This window comes from Pseudoalteromonas luteoviolacea H33-S (assembly GCF_001625695.1).
Classification (GTDB): domain Bacteria; phylum Pseudomonadota; class Gammaproteobacteria; order Enterobacterales; family Alteromonadaceae; genus Pseudoalteromonas; species Pseudoalteromonas luteoviolacea_B.
This window is the reverse complement of record NZ_AUXY01000056.1, coordinates 126941-148917: the sequence shown is the minus strand read 5'-3', so window position 1 is coordinate 148917 and position 21977 is coordinate 126941. Positions and strand designations below refer to the sequence as shown.

The 21977-nt window shown below is 44.6% G+C and carries 13 protein-coding genes; 12 read left to right on the top strand and 1 reads right to left on the bottom strand.

Annotation, left to right across the window (positions count from 1 at the left end):
- Positions 1-32: 32 nt before the first annotated feature.
- Complete coding sequence (locus N477_RS06485; protein WP_063362425.1) at positions 33-917, bottom strand: pirin family protein; 885 nt, start codon at positions 915-917, stop codon at positions 33-35.
- Between the two features lie 1200 nt (positions 918-2117).
- Here N477_RS06485 and N477_RS06480 point away from each other — a divergent pair.
- The 12 genes from N477_RS06480 (at position 2118) to N477_RS06425 (ending at position 21976) form a co-directional block, all read left to right on the top strand.
- Positions 2118-3737 (top strand): HAL/PAL/TAL family ammonia-lyase, encoded by a 1620-nt coding sequence (locus N477_RS06480; protein ID WP_081216496.1) that lies wholly within the window; start codon positions 2118-2120, stop codon positions 3735-3737.
- Positions 3738-3777: 40 nt separating this feature from the next.
- The gene (locus N477_RS06475; RefSeq protein WP_039607946.1) at positions 3778-4050 is read left to right on the top strand and encodes a phosphopantetheine-binding protein; all 273 of its coding nucleotides are present in this window, start codon (positions 3778-3780) and stop codon (positions 4048-4050) included.
- A 14-nt stretch (positions 4051-4064) separates the two neighbouring features.
- Positions 4065-4544, top strand: a complete 480-nt coding sequence (locus tag N477_RS06470) for a MaoC family dehydratase (RefSeq protein ID WP_063362424.1) — start codon at positions 4065-4067, stop codon at positions 4542-4544.
- A complete protein-coding gene (locus N477_RS06465) occupies positions 4541-6076 on the top strand; it encodes an AMP-binding protein (protein WP_063362423.1) in 1536 nt (511 codons plus the stop codon). Before N477_RS06470 ends, N477_RS06465 begins: the two co-directional genes overlap by 4 nt.
- Entirely contained in the window at positions 6063-8300 is a 2238-nt protein-coding gene (locus N477_RS06460) for a beta-ketoacyl-[acyl-carrier-protein] synthase family protein (protein ID WP_063362422.1), read from the top strand. Before N477_RS06465 ends, N477_RS06460 begins: the two co-directional genes overlap by 14 nt.
- A 2-nt stretch (positions 8301-8302) precedes the next feature.
- A complete protein-coding gene (locus N477_RS06455; protein ID WP_063362421.1) occupies positions 8303-9076 on the top strand; it encodes an ABC transporter ATP-binding protein in 774 nt (257 codons plus the stop codon).
- Complete coding sequence (locus N477_RS06450) at positions 9069-10169, top strand: ABC transporter permease (RefSeq protein WP_063362420.1); 1101 nt, start codon at positions 9069-9071, stop codon at positions 10167-10169. The genes N477_RS06455 and N477_RS06450 overlap by 8 nt, the downstream gene beginning before the upstream one ends.
- Positions 10166-10585 carry a 3-hydroxyacyl-ACP dehydratase FabZ gene (gene fabZ, locus N477_RS06445; RefSeq protein ID WP_063362419.1) on the top strand — a complete coding sequence of 140 codons (420 nt, stop codon included), beginning with the start codon at positions 10166-10168 and terminating at the stop codon, positions 10583-10585. Before N477_RS06450 ends, fabZ begins: the two co-directional genes overlap by 4 nt.
- On the top strand, positions 10578-11297 hold the full coding sequence (locus tag N477_RS06440; RefSeq protein WP_063362418.1) for an SDR family NAD(P)-dependent oxidoreductase: 720 nt from the start codon (positions 10578-10580) through the stop codon (positions 11295-11297). Before fabZ ends, N477_RS06440 begins: the two co-directional genes overlap by 8 nt.
- On the top strand, positions 11294-12010 hold the full coding sequence (locus N477_RS06435; RefSeq protein ID WP_063362417.1) for an SDR family oxidoreductase: 717 nt from the start codon (positions 11294-11296) through the stop codon (positions 12008-12010). The genes N477_RS06440 and N477_RS06435 overlap by 4 nt, the downstream gene beginning before the upstream one ends.
- An 87-nt stretch (positions 12011-12097) precedes the next feature.
- On the top strand, positions 12098-12856 hold the full coding sequence (locus N477_RS06430; protein ID WP_196760592.1) for an SDR family NAD(P)-dependent oxidoreductase: 759 nt from the start codon (positions 12098-12100) through the stop codon (positions 12854-12856).
- Positions 12857-12946: 90 nt separating this feature from the next.
- Entirely contained in the window at positions 12947-21976 is a 9030-nt protein-coding gene (locus tag N477_RS06425; RefSeq protein WP_063362415.1) for a non-ribosomal peptide synthetase, read from the top strand.
- Position 21977 lies beyond the last annotated feature (1 nt).

Sequence of the window (21977 nt, the reverse complement as noted above, 5' to 3'; positions counted from 1 at the left end):
TACCTTTCCTCAAATTAATCAAAGCTAGATTGTTAGCGCAGTGGCTGAGCTTTTGGTTTGCTTGCTGGCAGCGGAACATATTCACGGTCATCATCGGGTATGGAGGGAAAGTTGCCCTCACGCCAATCATGCTTGGCTTGTTCTATACGCGCTTTACTAAAGGAGATAAAATTCCAGTGTATATAAGGCACACTTTCCCATTTATCGCCGCCCAATAAGATCATACGCGTATCTCTGGTAGTCGTTATATATGTATCTTCATGATCTAAGAGTACTAATTGTCCCGGCGAGTAGGAGGTACCAGAGAGGGTTACTTCACCAAAGATCACATATAAAGCAGTCTCTTGGCCTGGGTTGGGCACTGTGATGGTACGTTGAATTGGTGCGATGATATCGACATAAAACATCTCTGAATAGGTTGTTATTGGGGAGTTAAGGCCATAAGCCTCGCCAGCTATAACTCGCGTCATGACGCCATTATGTGTGATCTGCGGCAAATCATGTCGGCCAATGTGCTCAAAGCTTGGGTCGATGTCAGAGTATTGTTCTGGCAGTGCAACCCATGATTGCAAGCCATTGATGGCATGCTCCCCCCCTCTAACTTCAAAGCTCTCTCTTTCGGAGTGCACAATGCCGCTTCCTGCTGTCATCCAATTTACGTCACCTGGGGCTATCTCTAATTTGTTTCCTAAAGAGTCACGGTGCAGGATACGCCCCTCAAACAAGTAGGTTAATGTGGATAAGCCGATATGGGGGTGAGGTTGAACTTCAACCCCTTGGCCAGCTGGAAAGTGGGTCGGGCCCATATGGTCGAAAAAGATAAACGGGCCGACCATGCGCTTTCTCATATGTGGCAGTAGCCGACTAACTGTCAAACCGCCAATGTCGTGGGTGGTTGCTTTGAGTATTTGCGCCACAGAATGAAACTCCAATCATATTGCATGTTTAGTTTGATACTAGTTTCAAAGCGCCATGACGTAAAACTTAAAAATAAGGACGAGTTGTTCGGTTTTATAGAGTGTTTTGTTCAATCGTCTTGGGTTGGATGCAGATTTATTTGAACTTACATGGGCTTTTTTTTAGCAAGGTTTGCAATAAAGTGGAACACATTATTTTTTTATATGTCATTAATGTGACAGAGCTTTCTCTTATGTCTTTGCCATTTTGGCTTTTTATCGCATGCTTTATGACTAGGATATGACTCTAACGATACTATTAAAGCTAGTTTTGTTTAATTATTAAACATTAATTGCTTTGCCTGAAACAATAAGTAAAGACCTATAAAGCGAATATTCAGCTTTTTTTGCTCGTCATTAAAACTTAATTGTTGATAAAAACAGCATTTTAAACCGAGTTTTAGCGAATGTACCTTTATTGGTTACTTGTAAAAATGGAAATGTTTGCACAAAAAAGTATCAATTCATAAAAATATAAAATTATGTTTAGACCTATTTCTTTCCCTTTTAATATTCAATGATATGTATTCATATAAATAACATAATAAATTAACCAATATAGGTACGACGAGGGATTTTTTATGAGTTTTAAAATTGAGCATATATTCTAAAACCATCTTTATGAGTTTATTTATAAGGGTGTGAAAAATGTCAAGTTGGTTTTTATTAATTTGCTATTACTTTGTTGTTGTCTTTTATTTTAAAATTTTTTGTAATAATAAATATATATAAGTGCTTTTTCAAACTTCCTTGTGTAGGAAAGTTGCAGCTTAACCTTTCTCTTTTATCCTACTTTTTGGTAAATAATTCCCTCACACTTGTTGTGTGTTTTTTGTTAAATAAGGCTGTTTTATCCACTATTTTGTAAAAGTTTATAGCAATAAATGTATTTGGTGTAATTCTTGTGGGTACTATTGATTGATTAAATGTAATGGTGTAAAAAATGACACACACGCTTTTGAGTGGGTGGTTCAGTCACAAAGTAAGTGCTTTTAAGCTTGGTAAGCCAGTGATGAACTATGTGAGTGACTTAAATTTTTGCATTAGCTGCTTTTTTAAAATGCTAACTAGTGCATGCGATATTTATATTTAATTAGATTATGTACTTTAAATATAAATTAAAAATGACCGTTTTTTTAATTGTTAAAGGAAGCAAGAAAAATGAGTAATGAACTCTCTTTTTCAGAATCAAAAGCTGAGTCTGGAAGTAAAGCAGTATCGACATTAGATATAGACTTAATAAGCCAACTAACGCTTGAAGATATTAAAAAGTTTATCAAGGACAATTATCCAAAAGTGCAGTTGAATGGAGAGGTTCACAAATCACTCATTGAGAATAATCGCCGATATATAGATCAGCGTATTTCTGATAGGGATGACATATATGGTGTAACAACTGGATTCGGGAATTCGGCCAGTAATCGAATCTCGCCTGTGATGTCACAAGAATTGCAAAAGAACCTAATGGCCTATCACGGTTGTGGTGTAGGTGAGTACTTGAGTGAGCGCGACTGTGCCGTTACGCTTTTGATCCGCTTAAATTGTAATGCAAGAGGCTACTCAGGCGTGAGTTGGGAGTTGCTTAAGCAAATGGAGCTGTTTTTACAACACAATATATTCCCAGCAATACCAGCTAAAGGTTCCGTGGGTGCCAGCGGTGATTTAACACCACTTTCGTATATTGGTGCTGCATTAAATGGACAAAGAAATGTGTATTACCAAGGCGTGATTAGACCTACTTCTGAAGTCTTGGAAGAACTTAACATTGCGCCTTATGAATTAAAAGCCAAAGAAGGCTTGGCAATCATGAACGGCACGTCTGTGATGAGTGCCATTGCTGCTAATACCATCAATGAGATAGACACAGCGATTGATATCTCATGTAAGTTAATTGCGTTGTTTGTAGAACTTATCGATGGCAGAGCGTCACCATTTCACCCGAAAGTGCACGAATTAAAGCCGCACCAAGGTCAAAGGTATTGTGCTGATTTAATCTACAAGCGTTTATCTAACCCTGAGCAAAGGTTGGGGCGTAGACAAAGAACGGATGACCAAGTGATTGAACATGGTCTAAAAGAGAAGTTCCGCTTGCAAGATAGCTACTCAATTCGCTGTTCTCCACAAGTGCTAGGTTCTTTGGTAGATACGTTGAACTGGGCAAAATCAGTGCTTCAAGTAGAAATCAACTCAGTTAATGACAACCCATTAATTGACCATGAAAGTGATTTAATTCTCAACGCAGGTCACTTCTATGGTGGTCATGTTGCTGCAATTTGTGATGCGCTTAAACCACAAGTAGCCAATATGGGCGCATTGTTAGAGCGGGAGCTGGGGATTCTTGTTGATGACAGATTAAACGGGGGCATTCCTAACAACCTAGTGGCTGTTGACGACTTAGGTGACAAAGCGTGGATTAACCACGGCTTTAAAGCGATGCAGATCAGCGCATCGGCATTGGTTGCAGAAGCGCTTAAGCAGTCTGGCCCTATGTCGGTTTTCTCCCGTACGACTGAAGCTCTAAACCAAGACATCGTGAGCATGGGCACCATTGCAGCTCGTGATTTGAAAACCATTTTATCTTTGGTGAAGTCAGTGATTGCAATTCAAGCGATGGCAATTCGTCAGGCTTACTATGTGCTTGATAAAGACCAATCTGCAGAGAAGCTCAACAGCTTATCTCGTCCTTTCTTTGATTCGCTTGCTCAAACCTTCTCACCTGTCATTCAAGACCGAGCATTGGATGGTGAAATTGAAGAAATGGTTGCCTTTTTATTCGACTAAACACTGATTAAATTCACTTTTTTTAAGCTAAGGAAGAACAATGAATAGTACACAAGACATCATCACCTTTATTAAAACTGACATCTTAATTGAAGAGCTTGAAGTGGCTGACTCACTGGAAGAAATCGATGAACACGCAGAGCTTGTTGGCGCGGGTTTAGATTTAGACAGCATTGAACTTTTAGACTTGGTTTCAGCGGTAGAAAAAAAGTATGGCCTGAAGTTTAAAGAGTTTCCAAGCGAACTTGTACAGCAAAAAATGTCGTCAATTCATACGTTAAGCGAATTTATTTCTGAGCAACTAGCAGCATAAAAATTGAGGTGATTATGACTCTTTACACGGCTGGAAAAACGTATAGGGAAATCAATGAAGGAGACAGTGCAGTACATTCAAAAACTATCTCTGAGGCAGATGTATATAGCTTTGCTGGGATCACCGGGGATTTTAATCCGTTGCATGTAGACGCTGTGTTTGCAGAGCAAATGGGGTTAGCAGGCAGAATCGCCCACGCAGGGATAGCGCCAGCCATGATTGCGCAAGTTATTGGTATGCAGTTGCCAGGTGTGGGCTCTATGGTGACGAATATGACCGTAAGCCATCATGCACCTTTGTATATCGGTGACACTATTTATGCGCAAGTTAAAGTGTCTGAAAAATTACCAAATCGGCACGTGCGATTGGCCATTACCATTGTAAATCAGAACAAGCTGCTGGTTTGCAGTGGTGAGGTTGAAGTCGTGCCGCCTAAAGCATCGTTCAAAAAACGCGTTGCAGCAATTGAATTACAGGAATTGGTAACTGAATGAAGGATTTTGAAGGCTTAATCAATCAGGTACGTCGACAAATTGTTATCTCGGTTGAACTTGAAGAGCCAGAAATAGCGCAGCTATCAGATGATGATGATTTATTGGGCAGTCCCTTATTTCTTGATTCAGTCGACTTATTACAAATTTACGCTGATTGTCAGCGTAAATTTGGTGTCGTGTTTAATAACGCGGACTATGAAGGGACGCATACTGTTAGCAGCATTGTTACCCGCACTATATCGGCAAAAGCGACTAAAAATGCAAACACGGACAGTGCACTGTTTTACTCCTCAGATGGCAATCATTATAGCGATGTTGAGTTTAAGCAGCATATCGCACAATTAATCACAGCACTGCAAAGTGAAGGCTTAGATAAAGTAAAGCCTCTGAGAGTATTGGATACGGATCCCGTCAAAATGATGATGGTCGCTGTTGCGGCGGTTTTAAGTGGTTATAAACCGCTGATGAGTGCACAGCCTCAAGGTGAAAATGCGGTGAGTTTTGCGCATTTGAAATCAAAGCAAGTTGAGTCGTCTTTGTTGGACTCAAAGTCTATTTATCAGCAGTTAGCGTCTTTGCAGCAAGAGGCTGTGATTTTCTTTGAAACTTCCGGCAGCACAGGTGTGCCAGTGCGCATTGAAAAATCGTTAGCGAGCATGGTGCAAGAGGTAGAGGAGCTGACGACTTTATTTGATTTTAGTGCCCTTGATTTAATCGACGCCTATGTGTCACCTGTACACATGTACGGGTTTATTTGGAGCTTTTTGTTGCCACTTAAGCTTGAGACTCCTTTGATGTATCAATCAAATACGTTGCTAAGGCCAGTGCCTGAGGCGGTCAATCATGTCATGGCGGTGAGTGTGCCAAGCATTTGGCAAAACTTGTCAGGTGCTTTGACGGCTCAATATCGCTATGTTGTTAACTCAGGTGGCAAGTTTGGTGAGCAAAGGGATACACAGTTTGCTGAGCTAGTTCAAAGCAAGCTCCCAGATCTGCAAGGCATTGACGTGCTTGGTAGCACCGAAACAGGTGCCATTGCTTATCGCATGATAGGTCAAGACCATATTCAAACGTACCAGTTACTGCCTACCGTTCGTTTGCAACCATCGGGTGGTGAACATCTCATTTATTCTGACTTCTTACCTTTGGGAGTCGAATGTGCGCCGCTAGATGACAAGATTGAAATACTCGCTAACAACCGGATTTTACATCTGGGCCGAAAGGACAGCGTATTTAAGTTCAAGGGCAAACGCTACTCGTTGAAGGCCATCGAAGACAAGCTATCTCAGGTGTTTTCAGGACATGCTTTGCGGGTGTATTTCATCGAGCAAGCAGACAATGTACGCGGCGGAGAGCTGATAGCCTTTGTTGCAAAAGGATCCTCACATTTTGACATCACAGATGAAGTCAGAGCGTTATTCCAAGATTTACCCATCCCCAAAATAGAATTCATTGATGAGTTACCTACCAATGCAATGGGCAAAGTGACATTGCAGGGTTTACAGGAGAAAGTAAGAAATGCCAGAGTGTAAATCACAAGTTGTGATAACCGGATACGGTGTAATTTCGTCGTGTGGAGACAATGCACAGGAGTTATATAACTCAATGCAATCACAACGCTCGGGAGTTGCACCACTAAGCTGTTTTGACGTGACTGGCTTGCCGAGCGATATTGCAGGTATTGTTCGCTCAGTACGAGAAAAACATCAAGATAAACAAACTGATTTACCTGACTTTTCAACCCTATTTGCCATTGAAGCGATAGAAGAAGCACTGAGTGCTGCAAATATCTCACGTCCTACCATAGCAAACAAACGTGTCGCACTGTGTGTCGGCAACGCAAATACGGGTATGGAAAAGCTTGAAAAGGGCATCATGGATAATCAGCATGATGGTCTTTTGGAGTATCCAGCGCACAAGCAAAGTGACAACATAGCCAAACACTTTGGCGTGCTGGGCCCTGTACTAACCTTTACCAGTGCATGTACATCGAGTAGCAGCGCACTGGGCTTTGCAAAACAGCTTTTAGACCATGATGTAGTCGATATTGTTATAGCCGGTGGCACCGACGCCTTGGCGAAAACAATTTATGCAGGCTTTCACTCTTTGCAGTCGGTTGCGCCAGAAGTTTGCTCTCCTTATGACGTAAAAATGGGGTTAAGCCTAGGTGAGGGCGCAGGCTTCCTTGTGCTAGAGAATCACAATCATGCCGAGGCTCGAAATCAACCGAGCATCATGCAATTGGCGGGCACAGCCTCCAGTTTAGATGCATATCATGCGACCGCACCTGAGCCGGATGGAGCAGGTGTCAGGCGCTCATTTGAAAGTGCTTTGCGCTCAAGTTATGTGAATCCTGAAGACCTAGATTACATTAACACCCATGGAACTGGTACTCCCGCCAATGACGGTGCGGAGCTCAAAGGCATTTTTGCTGCGTTAAACCCACAGGATAAAGTATCTATCCCAGTATCAAGTTCAAAGTCTTATTTTGGTCATACATTGGGCGCAGCGGGTGCTATTGAGTTTATTTCTGCCCTGGTCGCTATCGACAACGGGCAACTGCCTTCGACATTAAATGGTGATGAAATTCGCGAAGACTGCCAAGGCCACCATATCGTTGTGAATGGACTGATAGATCACAAGGTTGAGTGCATCGGCGCAACCAATTCCGCGTTTGGCGGCCACAATACCACCATGCTGGCACGTAAATCTGTTTCAGCCATTCCTAAGGCTGAGGGTAAGAAGGTTTATATCCTTGGGCACGGCTGCATTGCTGAGCAAGGTGGTTATAGCAATGGTGCAGATCAACCTTTGCTTAGCTATGAGGGAGAGTTTGCCTTAAAGCCTTTCCAAGCAAAACTATATCGTCGTCGCATGAGTACCATAGGTCAATATGCCATTGGCGCATCATACCTTGCCTTTAGCGGTGCGGATGTGGATTACAGTGATGCTGAAAAGCCGCCCATGGGTGCGTACTTCGGCACTACTTTGGGGGCATCTCAAGTACAGCAACGTAATCTGTCTGACTTACAAGAATATGGTCCGACAGGAGTCAAGAGTACTTTGTTTCCAGATACCGTGCTCAATGCGCCGCTTGGAAACCTAGCTTTGGCATTTGATTTAAAAGGCTGCTCTGCCAATTTTAGCGACTTAGGCAATGAAGGTATGCACGCGCTGTGGCATGCATTTATGGATTTAAGTGAAGACAAAATTGCCTGTGCTTTGGTGTGTAGCGCAGAAGACAAGAGCGACACATCTGATTTAGTTTGGCAGCAAATGCAAGTGGATGAGCACAGGTTGGCAAGTTCAGCCAATGCGCTGGTCGCGGTCAATGAACAAGACCCGCGTGCGAGTCGAGCACTCGCGCAAGTGAGTGATTTCAATGCCGGTCGTTGGGTATTTGATGAAGACAGCCAACAGTGGGACTGTGCAGCGCTTGCACAACTTGCAGCAAAACCAGATTTGATAGTCCTTTCAATGGTTAACGCTGAACAATTTGAGGCGATTTCAAAAGCGCTACAAGCGCAGTTTTCAACTGCTCAAGTGATTAATGGCAGAGCGTATAAAGAATCGGGCATTGCGTGCCAAAGTCTTGATGCAATTAGCCTTGCCACCTGTGCACTGAACGGACGCATGTTTATGGGCCGTGACGTGGCATTGCAAAATACCAGTAAACCAGAGTCCGTATTGGTAATGAGTGTGAATACACAGCTCAGTGCAACGACATGTTTGGTGTCGACAGTAAAAGGAAAATAGAGATGTCAGCGGTCATTGATGTAGCAGACTTAAAGAAGTCTTATAACAAGAATAATACGCTTGTTTTAAAGGGGTTATCTTTCCAAGTTAAAAAGGGGCAATGCTTTGGGTTACTCGGTCCAAACGGGGCGGGTAAGTCAACCACATTGGAAATATTACAAGGTCTGAAAAAACCAACATCTGGCAAAGTCAGCTTGTTTGGCATGGATTGGAAGGACAATGAAAAGCAGATCCGCATGAAAATCGGCGGACTGTTGCAGTCCAATAGTCTGTACGGCAGAACCAAAGTAAAAGAAGCGGTCCGTTTATTTGCCAGCTTTTACAAAGATCCGATGGATGTCGATGAGCTGATAGAACGCTTTGGTTTAACTGACAAAGCCAATGCATGGTTAGACAGCCTTAGCGGTGGTCAAAAGCAGCGTGTTTTTTTAGCCATGACCATAGTGGGTAAACCTGAACTGATTTTTTTAGATGAGCCCACCACGGGTCTTGATCCAACCAGCCGCCAGAGCTTTTGGGAGATCATCAAATCGCTCAAAGAAGAGGGCATGACGGTCATTCTCACCACACATTATATGGATGAGGCGGATTACCTGTGTGATGAGCTACTTATCATCGAGCAGGGCAAGATTATTGAGTCAGGTACGCCTGATGCCATTATCCACCGCACGTTTACAGATCCGGTTATCAGAGAGCCGCGCAAAGCCACGCTCAATGATGTGTTTTTAAAACTCACTGGCCACGATATTCTCAAGCAGGAAACAAGTCATGCCTAGTAATGTACTGACAAGAAAGCCATTTTGGCAGCTTATGCTGCTTAATATCCGACCGTTTTTCCGCGAGCCTGCCACCTTGTTTTGGACTTTTGGCTTCCCCATTTTTATGGCGTTGCTATTAGTACAAGCCTTCTCAGGTGAAAAGCCGATGGCAGAAGTGAATGTGGTTGTCATTGAACAGGAAAAAATAGATGCCGATTGGTATCAAGCCATTGAGAAAGATAACAAGGTCAGCATACTCAACATTGAAGATGCCGCCTTGATCGCACGGATCAATGCGCATTTTGCTGAGCCAAACTCGGAAGTATCGCCGGGAGAGGGGTTATCTTCGATTCTTTCAAATCATGGTGATGTGCTGATTTTGACGCCTAGCGGTTTGTTTTCAACACGCAACAGTCATGAGCAAGCGATTGCTTTTAGCCATGTCATGGCACTTCAAGACCAAGCCCGTAAGCCATATCTGGATGGGGTGATTGACCTTCAAGGGTTTAGGTACATCGACTGGCTGATCCCCGGCATCATTGTGCTGCAGATCATCGGTATTGGCATTACCTCTATCTCAAATGGATTGGTTTCAGACCGCCAACAGGGCTTTTTTAAACGCTTGAAGTTATCTCCGTTTAGCCGCTTGGACTATGTGATTGGGATTGTTTTCGCCAGAGTGTTTTTATTGATATTCCAGCTGGTTGCGCTGTTTGCGACTTTCTACTTTTTGTTTGGCTATCAGCCCCTTGGCAATTGGTTAAGTATTTTAACCGTACTGTTATTGGGCTCTGTTGTCCTGTGTTTAATCGGTGTGCTGGTTGGTGCGCGTAGTCAAAAAGTGGAAGTGGCCACAGGTATCTCTAACTTACTGTATTTCCCGTTGATGTTTTTATCTGGGATTTATTTTGACACCTCTAACTTCCCACAGGCGATTCAAAACATCGTTCAGTGGTTACCGTCTACGGCATTTTTAGATGCATTTAGATTAACGGCTAATCAAGGGGCATCGCTTGCAGACGTCTCTGTGCAAGTGCAAACCCTAGCAGGGTTTAGTGTGGTGCTTTTAGTAATGATTTACTTTTTGTTCGACTGGGGAGATGAAAAATGATTTCACCGGATAATTTACCGCATAAACCGCCATTTAAGTTTGTTGATAGAGTCGTCGAGGTAAAGCCAAACGAGTCTATTATCGCGCAAAAGTTTATTGGCTATAACGAGCCTTGTTTAGAAGGGCACTTCCCAGATGAACCTGTGTTTCCTGGTGTATTGATTGTGGAGGCGATGGCTCAAGCCAGTGGCCTATGTATTACCGGCAAATCGAAAGGGGTTATCGCTGGCATTGATAAGGTCAAATTTCTCACGCCTGTTTTACCCGGCCAAGTTTTAGAAATTCGCGCTATGGTAGAGATCGCATTGGGCGAGCTGGTGAAGTTTAAGGTTGCAGCTTGGGTTAATGATGAACAAGTTGCGAGTGCACGGATCGCCATTCGGTACTTAGATCAAATAGGAGAAAAGGATGTTTAAAGAGAAAGTCGTGATTGTGAGCGGCTGCTCCAAAGGCATAGGATTGGAAATATGTCAGCAGTATCTTGCAGAAGGAGCAAAAGTGTATGGTATTGCTCGCTCGAGTGTACCTGAAGAACTGCAATCTAATCCTAATTTTACGTGGTTACAGGGATCAATATCTGACAGTCGTTTTGTGTTAGATAGCATTGCGACCATTAAAGCGCGAGACGAACGCATTGATATTTTGGTTAATAACGCAGGGATTAATCACGATAGCTTGATACAGCTGATGGCCCTAGAAGATTGGCAAAAAGTACTGACGACGAATTTAAAGGGCACGTTTAATTTATGCCAACAGGTGCTGCCGATTTTTAAAGCACAGCAATTTGGTCGCATTATCAATATGGTCTCAAAAAGTGGTGTGGTGGGACGCGAAGGTCAAATTAACTATGCCACGTCCAAAGGCGCGATCATCGGTATGACCAGAACCATCGCGCGTGAGTATGGAAAAGACAATATTTTGTGTAATGCTGTCGCGCCGGGTTTGATTGAAACACAAATGGTGGACAGCGCAGAGCAGTCTATAGTTGCACCTATTATCGACTGTACCAGTGTCAGACGCATGGGGCAGTGTAGTGAAGTTGCACGCACGGTATTGCACCTCACATCAGATGCGCCAAATTATCAAAATGGAGAAGTCATCCATCTGGACGGAGGGTTTTTAATATGAGTGCGACGCAATCTTTATTATTGGTACAAGCAGAAAGTGAGTTTGATCAGGCGGTGGTTGATCACTACCTCAGTGCAAACGTCAATGTGATTTTGATAGCGCCCTCAGCGCAATTTCAATCGCAAAATGTGTCGCTACCCAGCTTGTCACTGGCTGAAATCAAAGTGCAAGATGAGCCAGATATTCAGTTGCTATTGACCGAAAAAGGCATGCTCGATAATGGACAGCCACTGGTTGTTATCCAAGGTGTGCAGTGTGCAAATGAACAGGCGTTGTTCACCGATGAGAGTTGTTTGGCGCAGATAACAACCTACTTAGATAATACTTTTTTAATTTATCAAAGTCTGGCGACGTTTGTGAAAGAGGTGGGCGCAAACATTGTTTTCCCTCTGTATTCGGACAGTTTGAGTTATCTCGGGCAAGAGGTGAATTCAGTGGCCAACCACGCTTTGAATGCATTTATGAAAACCTTAGCCAGAGAGCTAACGAGCGATACCGTATTCATCAACAGTGCTGTGATCCCTTATTTAGCAAAGGATGAAGCTGAGCGAAAGAAAATGCGCCGTGCACTAAAGCGTTCAGTATTCGGTATGCGACCAACTGTATTTTTGCAGCAGGAATTTATCGAGTTTATCGCGCACTTTTCACACTACAACAACATGATGACTGGGCAGTGTATGACCATGCGCCCAAGCACAGAAATATCCGTTTAACAATTCAACATTGAGTATACGCATATGAGCCAAAAGCACAGCCGTGCTTTTGGCGTGATGTGGCCTTTAAAGAGAAGAAGCATAGTAATGGAAACAATGAATATTGATGGGGCTCCATTAAGAGTTTTGGTGCTTGGTGCAACCTCAGATCTCGGGCAGAGAACCTGCCTTGATTTAGCAAATAAAGGTTACGAACTCCTATTGATAGGGCGAAATGAAAAAACCTTAGGTGCATTGGCCGAGTCTTTACCCGGACAGCATAAAACGGCGGTGGCTGATTTGAATATGCCAGACGAATTGACGCCTCTCATTATCGACAATGCCAAGCAACATGGTGCATTTAAAGGGGCTGTATTTTGTGCAGGTGTACACGCGATGACCACGCTACGCCAAGCCAGTTATGCTGATTTTGAGCAGATTTACCGTGTTAACTGCGGCGGGGCGCTGGCCATGATTAAGGCATTTACACGCAAAAGCGTGAGAAATACAGCGGGTACAACTTCTCTAGTTTTACTGTCATCAGTGAGTCAGTCCGCTGGTGAGGCGGGCATCTCTGGTTACGCGGCCAGTAAAGGGGCGCTAGGCAGTTTAAGTCGCTGTGCAGCGTTGGAATTGGCTAAAGATCGCGTACTGGTTAATTGCATTGCCGCTGGCATGATCCAAACCAAGCTCAATGATGGCTATCAAGGCATGGCGCAACCGGGTCACTTTGAAAAGCTAGCCAACATGCACCCGCTAGGATTTGGCTCACCAGAGCATGTTTCAAAAGAAATTATTAATTTATTAGAAAGTGAATGGACCACAGGTAGCACCGTGTATGTCGATGGAGGCTATACATGTGCCTAATCACTGACAGCATTCAGCTAAATCATAACGCTCGCGGCGTTGAACGCCTTTTTATGCCATCACAAAAATAATAATGGAAGTATAAACCCAATGCCTAACGAACATTCTCAATCACTGTCTCAGCGCCAACTACAAGTTTGGCAAGGGCAAGAAATTGCACCAACTAGCCCTGTTTTTAATGTCTCTAGTGCACTTAAAATTACCATGGACGATTGCTTTGAACAGCTACAAAATGCGCTTGTTCAATTACAGCAACGTCATCCAGTGATCCACAGTAAAGTGGAGCTGACAGCGGATACGCCTGAACTCATTTTTAAATCGGGCACAGTGCAGTGGCAAGCCATGGCGGACACAACTGCGAGCGCCTCAGAACTATGCGATCAATATAATGCGCAGTTCATTGATACCAGCGTGCATAACTTTGAATTTTTCTATCAAGTATTGACAGACTCTGAGGTGATAGTGTTGATCAAAGGTCACCACATAGTGTGTGATCAGTGGTCTTTACAGATTTTAGTGAATGATTTACTGAGACTCTTATCGAGTGAGGATGACAGCTCAACACTCACACCAGATATTGAATATTACGCTGCCAAAGATCAAGACTTTGCCGATGTACAAGTGAGCCCAGTAGACTTTATCATGAAAAAGCCGCACAGCGCGGATAGCAGTGATGAGGTGGCTGTACTACTGGACAATACCACCGAGTGCATTGAGCCAATCAAGCAAGTGGCTGCTGAGCACGGTATCAGCCCTTACTGCGTTATTCTTGCAAGCACCATTTTAACGGTGAGCCGTTTAACTAACGATGAAGACGTCACCATAGGTGTACCGATCGCCAGAAGAACGCGAAAAAATCGTTACTTGTTAGGCCATTATGTTGATTTAGAAGCGTTGTCTATCACGGCGGTTCATCAAAAGTCACTGATTGAATTATTACAGACCATCAGTGAGCAGCTGACTGCACTGCTTTTGAATAAAGCTCCATCAGGCTTGAGCAGCAAGAACATTAACGTGGTGTGTAACTATCTTGCACAGCTAAAAACGTCTCATATTATTCCGGGCTTGATGCAGGTGCTAGCGGGGTTACCTGAACAGCAGATCCGTTTAGGTGAAGATAATACGGTCACAGTGGAAGGCGTGCTGTTAACCCCGGTTGTGGCACAGTTTGAGTTAGACTTTACGTTATTCGAAACAGGTTCACAGTTGCTGCGAAAAATTGTCGCAGCAGACGCACAGTTTAATCCCCAGGCTTTACAAGAAATTGGTGAAATACAAAAACGTTTTATTACGCATTTGGCGCAAGATGATGCCCATCAAATATGTGGCTGCATCAGCACGCTGACTGAAGCACAAACACATTTGATTGAACATCAGTGGAATGACTTCCCTGCAAAATACCCAGAGCATAATTTAATTGATGGCTTTGACTTACAAGTAGCACAGTACCCTGAACGCGTCTCTGTGATCACGGCAAGCCGTCAAATTGATTATCATACCTTGAGTGAATACCGCTATGGCATTGCCTACCAAGTAGCATCTAAAGCTGCTAAGCGCGGTGAATTGGTCGCTGTCATGTGCGAAAAAAGTGAATATCAAGTCGCTGGACTGCTGGCCATTAATACCGCAGGGTGTGCTTATTTACCAATCAACGTGGCTTGGCCAAATTCTCGTATTCATCAGGTTTTATTGGCAGGTGGCGTGCAGCAGGTATTAATTTCGAATGCGTTATTTGAGCGTATTCAAAATGAACCATGGTTGAGCGAATTCCAATTCACTTTAGTTGAAGAGGCCGCCGCAAACAGTGCAAAGGCAGATAGCCTATGGCGAGAAAGCTTAGCCTTGCCTCTGGCGCATGAGATTGCGTATGTGATCTTCACATCGGGCAGTACTGGCCAGCCCAAAGGGGTGGTGATCACCCACGAAAGTGCCATGAATACCATTTTTGCTGTTAATGCGCGTTTCGATGTTAAGCCAGAAGACCGTATTTTTGGTATTTCGGATTTGAGTTTTGATTTATCTGTATACGATGTGTTTGGTGCCTTGGCTGTGGGGGCCGCGATTGTGCTGCCTGAGCAAGACAAAGTGCAAGACACTGATCATTGGTTAGACATGGTCGAAGCGCATCAAGTGACAATTTGGAATACAGTACCGCAGCTTGCGCAACTGCTCGCAAATGAGCAAGCATTGCAAGCACGCAATGTGGATAGTTTGCGTGTTTACATGATGAGTGGAGATTGGATCCCACTGCGCCTACCCACGCAGCTAAGCGCTATGACACCTCATGCCACAGTGATGAGCTTAGGTGGTGCCACTGAGGGCAGTATCTGGTCAATTTGGCATGAAATAAAAACAGTTGAGCCGGATTGGCAGAGCATTCCTTATGGCTTGGCAATGCCGAACCAAGCTATGTGGGTGCTGGATCAATATGGCAATCATTGTCCTGCTGGTATTTTAGGTGAAATTCACATCGGTGGTATTGGGGTCGCTCAGGGATATTTTAATGACCCAGAACGTACTAATCTTGCATACTTTGAACACCCTAAACTTGGCCGACTATATCGTACTGGTGACAACGGTTGTTGGAATGAGAAAGGCTATATTGAATTTAAAGGCCGTAAAGACTTTCAAGTAAAAGTACGTGGCTACCGTATCGAAATGGGCGAAATTGAACACTGCTTATTAAAGCGCTCAGAAATAAAACACGTTGCGGTGATTGATAAAGAGCACAATCAACAAAAAGCGCTGGTTGCTTATCTTGTTGGAGAACTTAATGCATCGATTGATTTAGATGATGTGAGGCAGTTTGTGGCACAGCAGTTACCAGAGTACATGGTGCCAGCTGCTTTTGTGGTGATTGATGCATTACCTTTGACCCTCAATGGCAAGTTAGACAGAAAAGCATTACCAGAGCCTGAGTTTAGTGCCAGCACTGAATACCAAGCACCGCGCAATGAATTAGAGGCAGAACTCTGTGACATCTGGCAAGGTGTACTTGGTCTTGAAAAAGTGGGCATAAAGGATAACTTCTTCCAAATCGGTGGCGACTCAATCGTCAGTATCAGCTTGGTATCAGCCCTGAGACGCGCGGGCTACTCCCTTAAAGTGAAAGATATTTTTGTCGCGCCAAGCGTGGCGGAATTGGCAGAATTTATTGCCGATAATGATGACGTCGCGAAAGTGGAAGTACTCTCAGAGCAAGGGATTTTATTAGGTGATTTTGACCTGCACCCAACGCAAAGTTGGTTCTTTGCACAAAATTTTGCCAATGCGCACCACTTCAACCAAGCATTTAGTGCCTATTGTCCGAATGACTTATCTCATGATGACCTTTATGAGGCACTAACCACTCTGAGCAATCAGCATGATATGTTGCGCAGCCGAAGTATCGTTGAACGGAAAAACCGCTATTGTGAAGAAGTGCTGTTTGAATTAACTGAGCTGGATATTTCGCTTCTGGACGAGGTACAAGTTCGTGAGAGCTTGAGCACTTTACAAGCCAGCTTGGATATTTTTGCAGGCCCAACATGGCGTGTGGTCAGACTAAAAGGGCATAGCGATGGTCGCGATAGACTGTGTTTTATTTTCCATCACTTGATCATAGATATCGTCTCATGGGGTATTTTACTTAACGACCTTGAGCAACTTATTGCCGGACAAAGCCTGTTGGCAAAGCAAACCAGTTATCGTCAGTGGGTGGGTGGACTGGCGCAATACGCAGCGCGTAATCAAACGCAAACGGCTTATTGGTCTGAGGTATTAGCAGGACAGCCAAGTCCACAGCCTTTACATGCAATGCAGAAATTATCCTTGTCTTTATCGGTTGAGCAAACAGAAGTTTTGCTACAGCAAGCTGCTCAAGGGTATAACACGCAAACGCAAGAGTTGTTACTCAGTGCGCTTGCCATTGCCATGGAAACTGTATTTGGGTCTAAGTCTCATCACATTATGCTCGAAGGCCATGGCCGAGAAGCCATTGATGATGCACTCGAAGTGAACCAAACAGTGGGGTGGTTTACCAGCCTATACCCAGTTAAGCTCGAATGTGCGCAATCTGTAGAGCAAACCATTGCTGCAAACAAAGACATGCTGCGTGCTATTCCAGATAAGGGCATTGGTTTTGGTGCGCTGTATCAATTTGACCCTGAAAAGTTACCTGCGCCGCTGCCAAAAGTATGCTTTAACTACCTTGGACAGTATAAAACGGCAGAGCCTGCTGATTGGCAAATTACCGGAGAGCCTGTTGGCGCAGCGGTTAGCGCTGACAATGACAGTGACTTAATGCTCAATGTGTTGGGATTAATTAAGCAGGATGCGTTGAGCATTGAGGTTGAATCCAGACTTGCGCCAGCGCAAGGTGCGCAATTTGTCCGTGCCTTTGAGCGTGCACTTGAGCAGGTGATTGCTCAAGGTGTGACGGCGATGCAATCTGGCGGGGTGAGCACGCCAAGTGACTTCCCGCAGGCGAAGATTAGTTTTGAGCTGCTGCAAAACCTCCAGTCACAGACTTCTGTAGAGGCTTTATATCCTGCCAACAGTTTGCAACAAGGTTTTATTTATCATGCCTTAAATCAGCCAGATGATGATGCATACCGAGTACAATTGCTGGTGGACTATCATACTCAGCTAGACCTTGAACTGTATCGAGCAGCTTGGCAGCTAGCGACTGATAAACACCCCGCGCTGCGTATGGCATTTAATTGGCAAGCGCAGATGCTGCAAGTGATCAGCCAAAATCTGGTGCTCAATGACGCGCATTTCAAAGTGGTAGATCTAACTACTTTGCCTGATGGTGAAAGCGCGCAAAAAATGAATGAGCTACTCACTCAAGATAGGCTCACAGCGTTTGATTTGGCTGCGCCTGGGCTCTTTAGAGTGGTGGTGTTCAAGCACAGCGACACTCATTATAGCGTCCTAAAAACGGAACATCACAGCATTGGCGATGGCTGGAGTGTCGGCAATCTACTGGAGACGGTCAACGGTTTTTACAACCAACTTAAAGTCGGTGAACAGCCCGTTATCCAACATGACCATGCTTATCAAGCCTCGCAAGTATACCTGTATGAAAACAAAGACAAAACGGATGCATTTTGGCAGAAAAAAATGCCGGAATTTGAGCATGCCAATGATGTTAATTATCTGCTGAGCCAGTCATTTGATTTAGCCAATGAGCGCGTCATCACTGAACCTATGCGCAGTCAGTTTGTGATTGCAGGTGATGAGTTTAGTGCGTTAAATAAAGTGTGTAAGAACGCAGGTGTGACACTCAATGCTGCCATGCAATTTGCTTGGCACAAGTTACTGCAAAGCTATTGCCAAGACCAGCAAACAATCGTTGGCACCACAGTATCTGGTCGAGATATGCCTGTTGCGGATATTCATTCAAGTGTAGGTCTGTTTATAAATACCTTACCTCTGGCGGTAAATTGGCAAGCGGATGCAACGATCACCCAGATGATGTCGCAAATTCAGCTGGAAATCGCCGATATAAATACCCACAGTGGTGCTGAGTTATCTCGTGTGCAAAGCCAAGGGGATGCGTTATTCCACACTTTATTTGTGTTTGAGAATTACCCAATTCCAGAAGTGCAAGAAAGTGATGCTGAGCGCGTAGAGCAGGCAATGCAGTATCGTGAGACGCGTGAGAAAAGTGATTACCCGATCACCGTTATTGTCACTGCCACACCAGAGCAGGTTGAATTTTCTTTGAATTATTGTGCGCAGCAAATTGATGCGTCTCAGGCTGAGCAATTAATCGCGCAGTTGCAAATTATCGTTAATGCCATCGCGACTGAAGTTGAGCAGCCACACAGTCAAATTAGCTTGCTGTCAAAGCAACAAAGCCATGAGTTGCTGATGCAAATTCAGCCGCAAGTCGCGCCACTGCCTGAGCGTGGCAGCTTGAGTGAGATTTTTGCCGAACAAGTGCAAAAGTACCCAAATAATACAGCACTTAAGTTCCAAGACAAAGCGCTTAGCTATCAAGCATTAGATGCACAGTCGACGGCATTGGCCCAGGCGATTTTAGCGCGAGACCCGAGTGTTGCTTCTGCCACAAGCCAAGCGCCGGTTTACATAGGACTGTACTTTGCGCCCAGTCTTGAGTTGTTAGTGAGCATGATGGCGATATTAAAGCTTGGAGCCACGTATGTACCTTTGACGCCAGAGTATCCGAAATCGCGCAGCCAGTTTATTTTGAGTGATACACAAACGCCAATATTGCTTTGTGAAGCAGGGTTAGAGGCTGATCTTACGGACGTACTCGATGGTTTAGATACATCTGTGCAAGTACTCAGCTATGACGAACTCAGTCAGGAAAAAGTGGATATCGACTTGTCTGTGGTGAATACCACGGCAGATGATCTGGCATACGTGATTTACACATCAGGTACCACAGGACAGCCAAAAGGCGTGATGCAACCGCATCACAACGTGGTACGACTGTTTGACTCTTGTGAGCAAGCGTATCAGTTCACCGAGCAAGATATGTGGGTGATGTACCATGCTTGTACCTTTGACTTTAGTGTGTGGGAAATTTGGGGCGCGCTATTACACGGTGGCTGCCTTGTGATCCCAGATAAAGCCTGCACCCGTGATCCGCGTGAGTTCATTGCTTTGTGTCAAAACCAAGGCGTCACGGTATTAAACCAAACGCCGAGTGCTTTCTATTCATTTACCGATACCGCTGTGTCGCAAAATGCCCAGCTACCAGCGCTGCGTTACGTTATTTTTGGTGGAGACAAGCTTAATATGGCGCGCCTTGCGCCTTGGTGGCAGGCCTACGGTGATACGCAAACCAAGTTAATCAATATGTACGGCATCACAGAAACCACCGTGCATGTGACATATCAGGAACTCTCACCGGATAACAATCAGCATCAATCACTGATTGGCCGTCCATTGAGTGATATGTCAGCGTATGTACTTGATGCTAACCAAAACCTCGTGCCAGTTGGAGTTGTAGGTGAATTGTATGTCGGTGGGGCTGGTCTTGCTCGCGGCTATTTAAACCGCGAAGAGCTGACCCGTGAGCGCTTTATTGAAAACCCATTTGCCGCGCAATTACCTGCTTCTCAAGAATCCCGCTTATACCGCAGTGGTGACTTGGTGCGCCGACTTGCTGATGGTCAGCTAGAGTACATTGGCCGGAATGATGAGCAGGTTAAGATCCGAGGCTTTAGAATCGAGCTTGGAGAAATTGAAAACATTCTCATTGCACATCAAGATGTGAAGCAAGCCGTTGTGATCCCGCGATTGCTGCAAGGCACACAGCAACTGATTGCGTATGTGGTATCACAAGGCGAAACTGCACTTAACCATGACGTGCTGCGCACGTATTTAGCTGAGCAATTGCCAGAGTACATGGTGCCCAGCGCCATTATGGCCATTGAGCAAGTACCGCTGACTGTAAACAACAAAGTCGATCGCAAAGCCTTACCAGATCCTGTATTTGATGCACAAAGCGATTATGTGGCACCGACCACTGAACTTGAGAGCCAGCTGTGTGATATTTGGCAGGCGTTACTTGGCCTTGAAAAAGTGGGGATTGATGAGCACTTCTTCCGTATCGGCGGCGATTCAATCATTAGTATTCAATTGATGTCGCAGCTGCGCTTATTGGGCTATACGCTCAAAGTGAAAGACATCTATGAATCACCGACTGTGGCGCAATTGGCGAAAAAGCTTGAGCAATTGCCGCAAGCCCAGACGATACAAACAGAGCAAGGAGTACTAACAGGTGAGTTTGATTTACTGCCTGTACAGTCTTGGTTCTTTGACTTAGGCCTATCGCAACCTAATCATTGGAACCAGTCATTTATGCTGACGGTACCTGAAGCTTTAACCACTTCGCAGGTTGAGCGGGCATGCCAGGCTTTGGTTGAGCACCACGATATGATGCGCGTCCGTTTTGCGATACAAGGTGATACTTATCGTCAATCTTATTTATCTCTTAACGAGTTAGATTTAGCTGCTTGGTGTAACGTTGCTCAGTTAGATGTGACAGGGCTCTCTGATTCGCAAATTGGAGCGCAGTTGAGCCAATGGCAGCAAAGTTTTGATCTTAAAGATGGGCCGCTATTTAAGCTGGTTCACTTGCAAGGTTATGGCGATGGTGTTGCGCGGGTTTGCTTTATTTTCCATCATTTAATCATTGATGGCGTGTCGTGGCGGGTGTTGTCACAAGACATGCAAACCTTGCTAACTGGTAAAACATTGGCGGCAAAAACCAGCAGTTATCGCCAGTGGGTTAATAGCATGCAAACCTACCCAACAGATCACAGCAGTGAGCTGAATTACTGGCAACATGTGGTTGAACATAGCAATGAACTCAATGTTACTGAATCTGTTAGTGAGCATTCCCTGTTTTTGTCGGTTGAGCACACACAAATGCTACTAAGACAGTCAAACGAGGGTTACAACACGGAAATCAATGACTTATTGTTAGCTGCGTTAAGCTTAACCCTGCCGCAAGTATTATCTGGCACAGAGCATGTGATCACGTTAGAAGGTCACGGTCGAGAAGACATTGATGAGCACTTAGATGTATCGCAAACCCTAGGTTGGTTTACCAGCTTATATCCAGTGAAGCTTACAGCATATGACGACCTCTCTACGACGGTGGTGCAAACCAAGGAAATGTTGCGCGCCGTTCCGAACAAGGGGGTAGGTTATGGGGCCTTTTTCCAAGCAGGCCAAATTACTCAAAAGCTGCCACTGATTAGCTTCAACTACTTAGGTCAATTTAATAGTCGTGCTTCGGGTGTAGAGAGTTGGCAGATTGTTCAAGAGTCTTGTGGGCAGTTAATTGGCGAGCAAAATGAGATGGCATTGATGCTTAACATTAACGGCATGATTGACTCCGACCAACTGGTGTTTTCAATTCAGTCGCGTCTAGGCCTGCAGCTCAGTGCTGATTTTGAACGCTACTTTGCGACAAACTTGCAACATGTGATTGAACATACGGCACATATTGCCGATCAGGGCGCAGTCGCCACCCCCAGTGACTTTATTGCCAATGACTTATCTGTAGAGCATCTTGCGCACTTAAACAGCGTACTCGAAGAGGCTGATTTGGATGAGCAAGACGATACCTGCGACGACAACATCATGGAGATTTAAG

Bases quoted from the DNA above. Each gene is read 5' to 3' on its own strand.
- N477_RS06480 (WP_081216496.1), top strand. From the start codon at position 2,118: ATGAGTAATGAACTCTCTTTTTCAGAATCAAAAGCTGAGTCTGGAAGT.
- N477_RS06475 (WP_039607946.1), top strand. From the start codon at position 3,778: ATGAATAGTACACAAGACATCATCACCTTTATTAAAACTGACATCTTA.
- N477_RS06470 (WP_063362424.1), top strand. From the start codon at position 4,065: ATGACTCTTTACACGGCTGGAAAAACGTATAGGGAAATCAATGAAGGA.
- N477_RS06465 (WP_063362423.1), top strand. From the start codon at position 4,541: ATGAAGGATTTTGAAGGCTTAATCAATCAGGTACGTCGACAAATTGTT.
- N477_RS06460 (WP_063362422.1), top strand. From the start codon at position 6,063: ATGCCAGAGTGTAAATCACAAGTTGTGATAACCGGATACGGTGTAATT.
- N477_RS06455 (WP_063362421.1), top strand. From the start codon at position 8,303: ATGTCAGCGGTCATTGATGTAGCAGACTTAAAGAAGTCTTATAACAAG.
- N477_RS06450 (WP_063362420.1), top strand. From the start codon at position 9,069: ATGCCTAGTAATGTACTGACAAGAAAGCCATTTTGGCAGCTTATGCTG.
- fabZ (WP_063362419.1), top strand. From the start codon at position 10,166: ATGATTTCACCGGATAATTTACCGCATAAACCGCCATTTAAGTTTGTT.
- N477_RS06440 (WP_063362418.1), top strand. From the start codon at position 10,578: ATGTTTAAAGAGAAAGTCGTGATTGTGAGCGGCTGCTCCAAAGGCATA.
- N477_RS06435 (WP_063362417.1), top strand. From the start codon at position 11,294: ATGAGTGCGACGCAATCTTTATTATTGGTACAAGCAGAAAGTGAGTTT.
- N477_RS06430 (WP_196760592.1), top strand. From the start codon at position 12,098: ATGGAAACAATGAATATTGATGGGGCTCCATTAAGAGTTTTGGTGCTT.
- N477_RS06425 (WP_063362415.1), top strand. From the start codon at position 12,947: ATGCCTAACGAACATTCTCAATCACTGTCTCAGCGCCAACTACAAGTT.